This is a genomic window from Vibrio sp. R15-SG3-ISO1B (assembly GCF_059833835.1).
In genome coordinates this window covers 21,701-27,882 of record NZ_JCBDGG010000021.1, presented here as the reverse complement: position 1 = coordinate 27,882, position 6,182 = coordinate 21,701, and the positions used below count along the sequence as shown (strand labels likewise).

The 6,182-nt window shown below is 49.8% G+C and carries 5 protein-coding genes; 4 read left to right on the top strand and 1 reads right to left on the bottom strand.

Annotated features, from left to right (window positions below; translation table 11 throughout):
- From sucA to sucD, 4 genes are all read left to right on the top strand, one after another.
- On the top strand, nt 1-1,615 hold a 1,615-nt coding region (sucA, locus tag AC6R0S_RS05995; protein WP_500637444.1), incomplete at its 5' end, for a 2-oxoglutarate dehydrogenase E1 component.
- Nucleotides 1,616-1,643: 28 nt separating this feature from the next.
- A complete protein-coding gene (gene odhB, locus AC6R0S_RS05990) occupies nt 1,644-2,852 on the top strand; it encodes a 2-oxoglutarate dehydrogenase complex dihydrolipoyllysine-residue succinyltransferase (protein ID WP_334555204.1) in 1,209 nt (402 codons plus the stop codon).
- 206 nt (nt 2,853-3,058) lie between these two features.
- Nucleotides 3,059-4,225, top strand: coding sequence for an ADP-forming succinate--CoA ligase subunit beta (gene sucC, locus AC6R0S_RS05985; protein ID WP_334555205.1), 1,167 nt, complete (start codon nt 3,059-3,061; stop codon nt 4,223-4,225).
- Entirely contained in the window at nt 4,225-5,097 is an 873-nt protein-coding gene (gene sucD / locus AC6R0S_RS05980; protein ID WP_334555206.1) for a succinate--CoA ligase subunit alpha, read from the top strand. The genes sucC and sucD overlap by 1 nt, the downstream gene beginning before the upstream one ends.
- Nucleotides 5,098-5,179: 82 nt before the next feature.
- Here sucD and AC6R0S_RS05975 read toward each other — a convergent pair whose 3' ends face one another.
- The gene (locus tag AC6R0S_RS05975; RefSeq protein WP_500630655.1) at nt 5,180-5,461 is read right to left on the bottom strand and encodes a hypothetical protein; all 282 of its coding nucleotides are present in this window, start codon (nt 5,459-5,461) and stop codon (nt 5,180-5,182) included.
- Nucleotides 5,462-6,182 lie beyond the last annotated feature (721 nt).

Here is a 6,182-nt window from a genome sequence, read left to right as displayed (position 1 = left end):
TACGCGCTCAACCATGTACTGTACGGACATCGCTAAGATGGTCCAAGCACCGATCTTCCATGTCAACGCAGACGACCCAGAAGCGGTGGCGTTTGTGACGCGTATCGCCCTTGACTACCGTAACGAATTCAAACGCGATGTGGTGATTGACCTGGTTTGTTACCGTCGTCACGGTCACAACGAAGCGGACGAGCCGAACGCGACTCAGCCGCTGATGTATCAAAAAATTAAGAAGCACCCCACACCACGTAAGCTCTACGCCGATGTGTTGATGGAGCGCGGTGATTTCGGTATCGACGTGGCCACGCAACTGGTCAACGAATACCGTGATGCACTTGATCGTGGTGAAGTGGTGGTCAAAGAGTGGCGCCCGATGGCTCTGCACTCAGTGGATTGGTCTCCATACCTTGGCCACGAGTGGGATATGCCGTGGAGCAATACCTTTGATAAAGCGCGTCTGCTTGAACTAGGCAAACGTATTTGTCAGTACCCAGAGAGCCACAAGCTCCAGAGCCGAGTGAATAAGCTCTACAACGATCGTCAAGCTATGTTAAGCGGTGAGAAAGCGGTCGACTGGGGTATGGCTGAAACCTTAGCCTATGCCACCTTGGTTGACGATGGTAAGCGTATTCGTATCTCCGGTCAGGATTCAGGTCGCGGCACCTTCTTCCACCGTCATGCAGTACTGCACAACCAAGCGGACGCCAGCACGTATGTGCCACTGTCTAACATCCACGACAAACAAGGCCCGTTCCAGGTATTTGACTCGGTGCTGTCTGAAGAAGCCGTGCTTGCCTTTGAATATGGCTATGCGACCGCTGAGCCGGGCGGCCTGACGCTATGGGAAGCGCAGTTTGGTGACTTTGCCAACGGCGCGCAGGTCGTGATTGACCAGTTTATCTCGTCTGGTGAACAGAAGTGGGCCCGTTTGTGTGGTTTGACGATGTTGTTGCCGCACGGCTATGAAGGTCAAGGACCAGAGCACTCTTCTGCACGCCTAGAACGTTATCTACAGCTATGTGCAGAGCAAAACATGCAAGTGGTAGTGCCGTCTACGCCAGCTCAGGTATACCACATGATTCGCCGTCAAGTGGTTCGCCCGATGCGTCGTCCTCTGATTGTGATGTCTCCGAAGTCGTTGCTGCGTCATCCTTTGTGTACGTCTACTATGGATGAATTGGCCGATGGCACATTCCAAGCGGCAATTGGCGAAATCGACAACTTAGAGCCAGCCAAAGTGAAACGTGTCGTGTTCTGTTCCGGTAAGGTCTACTTTGACCTACTTGAGCAGCGTCGTAGCAATGAACAAGACGACGTCGCGATTGTTCGCATCGAACAGCTTTACCCATTCCCGCTGGAAGAGGTGAAAGCCGCTATCGAACAATACACCAACGTGGAAGATTTTGTCTGGTGTCAGGAAGAGCCACAAAACCAAGGGGCTTGGTACTGCAGTCAACACAACTTCCGTGCTGCTATTCCGAAAGGCGCAGATCTTAAATACGCGGGCCGTCCTGCGTCAGCATCTCCTGCGGTCGGCTATATGTCAGTACACTTGAAACAGCAAAAGGCGCTAGTTGAAGACGCGCTAAACGTGAATACAAAAACTTCGGATTAAGAACTAGAAGTTAAAGGAAGAAACCGATATGACAATTGAAATTCTGGTTCCAGATTTACCTGAATCTGTTGCTGACGCTACGGTCGCGACGTGGCACAAACAACCTGGTGACGTTGTAGAGCGTGACGAGGTGTTGGTGGATATTGAAACGGACAAAGTGGTTCTAGAAGTCCCAGCGCCAGAAGCGGGTGTACTTGAAGCCATTATTGAAGTCGAAGGCGCAACCGTGCTCTCGAAGCAGCTTCTTGCCAAACTTAAGCCAGGTGCGGTCGCCGGTGAGCCAACGACTGACACAACAGAAGCGTCAGAAGCGTCACCAGACAAGCGTCACAAGGCGTCATTGAGCGAAGAAAGCAACGATGCACTTAGCCCAGCAGTGCGTCGCCTGCTCGGTGAGCATGGCCTTGAAGCGAGCCAAGTCAAAGGCACGGGCGTAGGTGGTCGCATCACGCGTGAAGATGTTGAAGCGCACCTTGCGAACGCGAAAGCAGCACCTCAAGCGGCAGCGCCTGCAGCCGTTGAAGCGCCAGCAGCGGCACGTAGCCAAAAACGTGTGCCTATGACGCGTCTTCGTAAGACAGTGGCTAACCGTCTACTGGAAGCGAAGAACAACACCGCGATGCTGACAACGTTTAACGAAGTGAACATGAAACCTATCATGGACCTGCGTAAACAGTACAAAGATCAGTTCGAAGAGCGCCACGGCACTCGCCTTGGCTTTATGTCTTTCTACGTCAAAGCGGTGACGGAAGCGTTGAAGCGTTTCCCAGAAGTGAATGCGTCAATCGATGGTGACGATATCGTTTACCACAACTACTTCGACATCAGCATGGCGGTATCGACGCCACGTGGCTTAGTGACGCCAGTATTGAAAGACTGTGACACCCTAGGCTTTGCAGATATCGAGAAAGGCATCAAAGAGCTTGCGATTAAAGGTCGTGATGGCAAGTTGACGGTCGACGAATTGATGGGCGGTAACTTCACTATCACTAACGGTGGTGTATTTGGGTCATTGATGTCAACGCCAATCATCAACCCACCTCAGTCAGCAATCTTGGGTATGCATAAAATTCAAGATCGTCCAATGGCGGTGGATGGCAAAGTCGAGATCTTGCCGATGATGTATCTCGCGCTTTCATACGACCACCGTCTGATTGACGGCCGTGAATCCGTTGGCTTCCTAGTGACCATCAAAGAGCTACTGGAAGATCCAGCACGTCTGTTATTGGACGTTTAATATCGCTGAAACGTCTAGCTGTCTTAGATAGCTAGACGTCTAAAGTTTCAAAGGCTAGACTCGCTCAACTGTCTGGCCTTCATTTGAATCGCAGTGTCGGTAACGAGATATGCGGTTGATTTGAGAAGACCCTACAGACGTAATGCAGTTCGCTGCGACGTTATGGAAATAATAATCCCTTAAGGGAACATAAACGGAATATCAAAATGAATTTGCATGAATATCAAGCCAAACAGCTGTTTGCAGAATTCGGTTTGCCTGTACCTAAAGGTTACGCGTGCAGCACGCCTCAAGAAGCGTACGAAGCAGCCGGTCGAATTTCGACAACCAAGAAAGTAGTCAAATGTCAGGTTCACGCGGGTGGACGTGGTAAAGCGGGCGGTGTAGAACTGCACGAAACCAAAGACGGCGTAAAAGAGTTTGCGCAAAAGTGGCTAGGTAAGAACCTAGTGACTTACCAAACTGATGCGAATGGCCAGCCGGTTACTAAGATCTTGGTTGAAGAAGCGTCTAACATCGCCAATGAACTCTACCTTGGCGCAGTTGTCGACCGAGCAAGTCGTAAAATCGTATTCATGGCCTCAACCGAAGGCGGTGTGGAAATCGAGAAAGTGGCAGAAGAAACGCCAGAACTGATCCACAAAGCGGCGATTGACCCATTGGTTGGCCCTCAAGCTTATCAAGGCCGTGAACTTGCCTTCAAACTTGGCCTTGAAGGTGACCAAATTAAACAATTTGTGAAGATCTTTATGGGTCTTGGCACTATGTTCTCTCAATATGATCTTGCTCTGCTTGAGATCAACCCGTTGGTGATTACCGGTGAAGGCAGCCTGCTTTGCTTGGACGGTAAGATTAACATCGACTCCAACGCACTTTACCGTCAGCCTAAACTGCGTGAAATGCACGATCCTTCACAAGAAGATGAGCGTGAAGCACACGCTGCTCAGTGGGAGCTAAACTACGTTGCACTTGATGGTAACGTTGGCTGTATGGTCAATGGTGCTGGCCTAGCGATGGGTACGATGGATATCGTTAACCTACATGGTGGCAAGCCTGCAAACTTCCTAGATGTGGGTGGCGGCGCGACGAAAGAGCGTGTTGCTGAAGCCTTTAAGATCATCTTATCTGATGACAATGTTAAAGCCGTACTCGTCAACATTTTTGGTGGTATCGTGCGCTGTGACATGATCGCAGAAGGCATCATCGGTGCGGTTAAAGAAGTAGGTGTAAACGTACCGGTTGTGGTTCGTTTAGAAGGTACAAACGCCGATCTCGGTCGTGAAGTGCTTGCGAATTCTGATGTTGATATCATTGCAGCTGAGTCGCTTACCGACGCAGCTCAGAAAGTTGTTGCTGCTGCGGAGGGCAAATAATGTCTGTACTAATTAACAAAGACACCAAAGTAATTTGTCAGGGTTTCACCGGCGGTCAAGGCACTTTCCACTCTGAACAAGCGATTGCTTACGGCACGCAAATGGTCGGTGGCGTTTCTCCGGGCAAAGGTGGCCAAACTCACCTCGGCCTACCGGTATTCAATACCGTACGTGAAGCCGTTGAGGCGACAGGCGCAACAGCCACTGTGATTTATGTACCAGCACCTTTCTGTAAAGACGCGATCTTAGAAGCGATCGACGCGGGTATTGAGCTTATCGTTACCATTACCGAAGGCATCCCAACCACGGACATGATCGACGTGAAAGTGAAGTTGGAAGAAACTGGCGTTCGCATGATTGGTCCAAACTGTCCAGGCGTTATTACTCCTGACGAATGCAAGATCGGTATCATGCCGGGTCACATTCATAAGAAGGGTAAAGTCGGTATTGTGTCTCGTTCTGGCACGCTTACTTACGAAGCGGTTAAGCAGACGACAGACGAAGGCTTTGGTCAGTCAACATGTGTGGGTATCGGCGGCGACCCAATTCCAGGTTCAAACTTCATTGATATCCTGAAATTGTTCCAAGAAGACCCTGAAACGGAAGCGATTGTAATGATCGGTGAGATCGGCGGTACTGCGGAAGAAGAAGCGGCGGCGTACATCAAAGAAAATGTCACTAAGCCAGTTGTTTCTTACATCGCGGGTGTCACTGCGCCTCCTGGCAAACGTATGGGCCACGCGGGTGCGATCATTTCAGGTGGTAAAGGAACAGCGGAAGATAAATTTGCTGCACTTGAAGCGGCAGGTGTTAAGACGGTGAAATCACTGGCTGAGATCGGTAAAGGTCTCCGCGAAGTGACGGGCTGGTAATCTTAGCATTACGCAAACGTATACAAACAAAGGCTTGGCAGTGAAATGCCAAGCCTTTTTATTTGTCGGGCTCGTTGGATTATTAGCCTAGCTTCGCTTCAATTGCTGCTAATCGGGCGGTGAGCTCGCGTACTTGCTGCTCAAGTTGAGCAACGCGATCTTCTTCAAGCGGCGGCTTTGCCGCGACTTCAACTTTTGGTACGCGCTGTGACGATTTCCAGCTTTTAATCGTTGTGATCAGCGCTGGCATGGGAATGGGAGTAGAAAGCCGGGCTTTGACCAAGGCAACCGTCGGCTCTTTGCCTTCTTGGCTGAGTTGTTCTAATACTTGTTTGAGCTCTTGGCTAACATCCTGAGTAAGCATAGTGACTCCTTGTGTGTAATCGATCACATGATACTCGTCGACGATGAAGAAAACGAATAGAAATTTTGGTAATTGCGTGTGCGAGATCTCGCACAAAGAGTGTGAGAAAAATTCGTCATTTTGCTAGCTCTTATATCAATAGTGGAATATAACCGTTTGATAGTATTTGATTATTTGTGTTGTTTATGAGTTGTAAACATAAAAGAAATGACCATCAGACTTGTCCAAAATCGTCAATCACGTAAATTAATCCCTGTCGGAAGGATGCTGACACGGAACAGGAAACAGCACGGATTGCACTCTTCAGGATGAAGAGGATTGGCCAGGATGGACAATCGCGCAGGATGCTAGGATAGCCGTACGGACACGGTTTCGCTGATAGGACATTAGCGATCAAGGAACGAAATGGACCCCTCTAGGATGAGGCAGGACAGCATCAGGAAGATGCCAAGGACACCGCTCAAGGAACAAGTGATGAGCGCTAACGGGGAAGGTTAGCACAAAGGACAAACAGGACACCGCTAGGATGGCGAAGTAGGAAGAGACTGACGGATCACAGTCACTAATAAGGAAGATGCATGGAGCACCTTTTGTAGCCGGACTGCTGCGAGTAAGACTATAGCCCCGATACGTAAGTATCGGGGCTTTTCTTATTCCACGCTTTTTCCTATCGATGCTTTTTCCTACGGACGTTAGTCTAGCGGCCCTGCGTGTTTAATCC

What these genes read in the sequence shown, in the direction of transcription:
- odhB (WP_334555204.1), top strand. Translation starts at nt 1,644, where the DNA reads ATGACAATTGAAATTCTGGTTCCAGATTTACCTGAATCTGTTGCTGAC.
- sucC (WP_334555205.1), top strand. Translation starts at nt 3,059, where the DNA reads ATGAATTTGCATGAATATCAAGCCAAACAGCTGTTTGCAGAATTCGGT.
- sucD (WP_334555206.1), top strand. Translation starts at nt 4,225, where the DNA reads ATGTCTGTACTAATTAACAAAGACACCAAAGTAATTTGTCAGGGTTTC.
- AC6R0S_RS05975 (WP_500630655.1), bottom strand. Translation starts at nt 5,461, where the DNA reads ATGCTTACTCAGGATGTTAGCCAAGAGCTCAAACAAGTATTAGAACAA.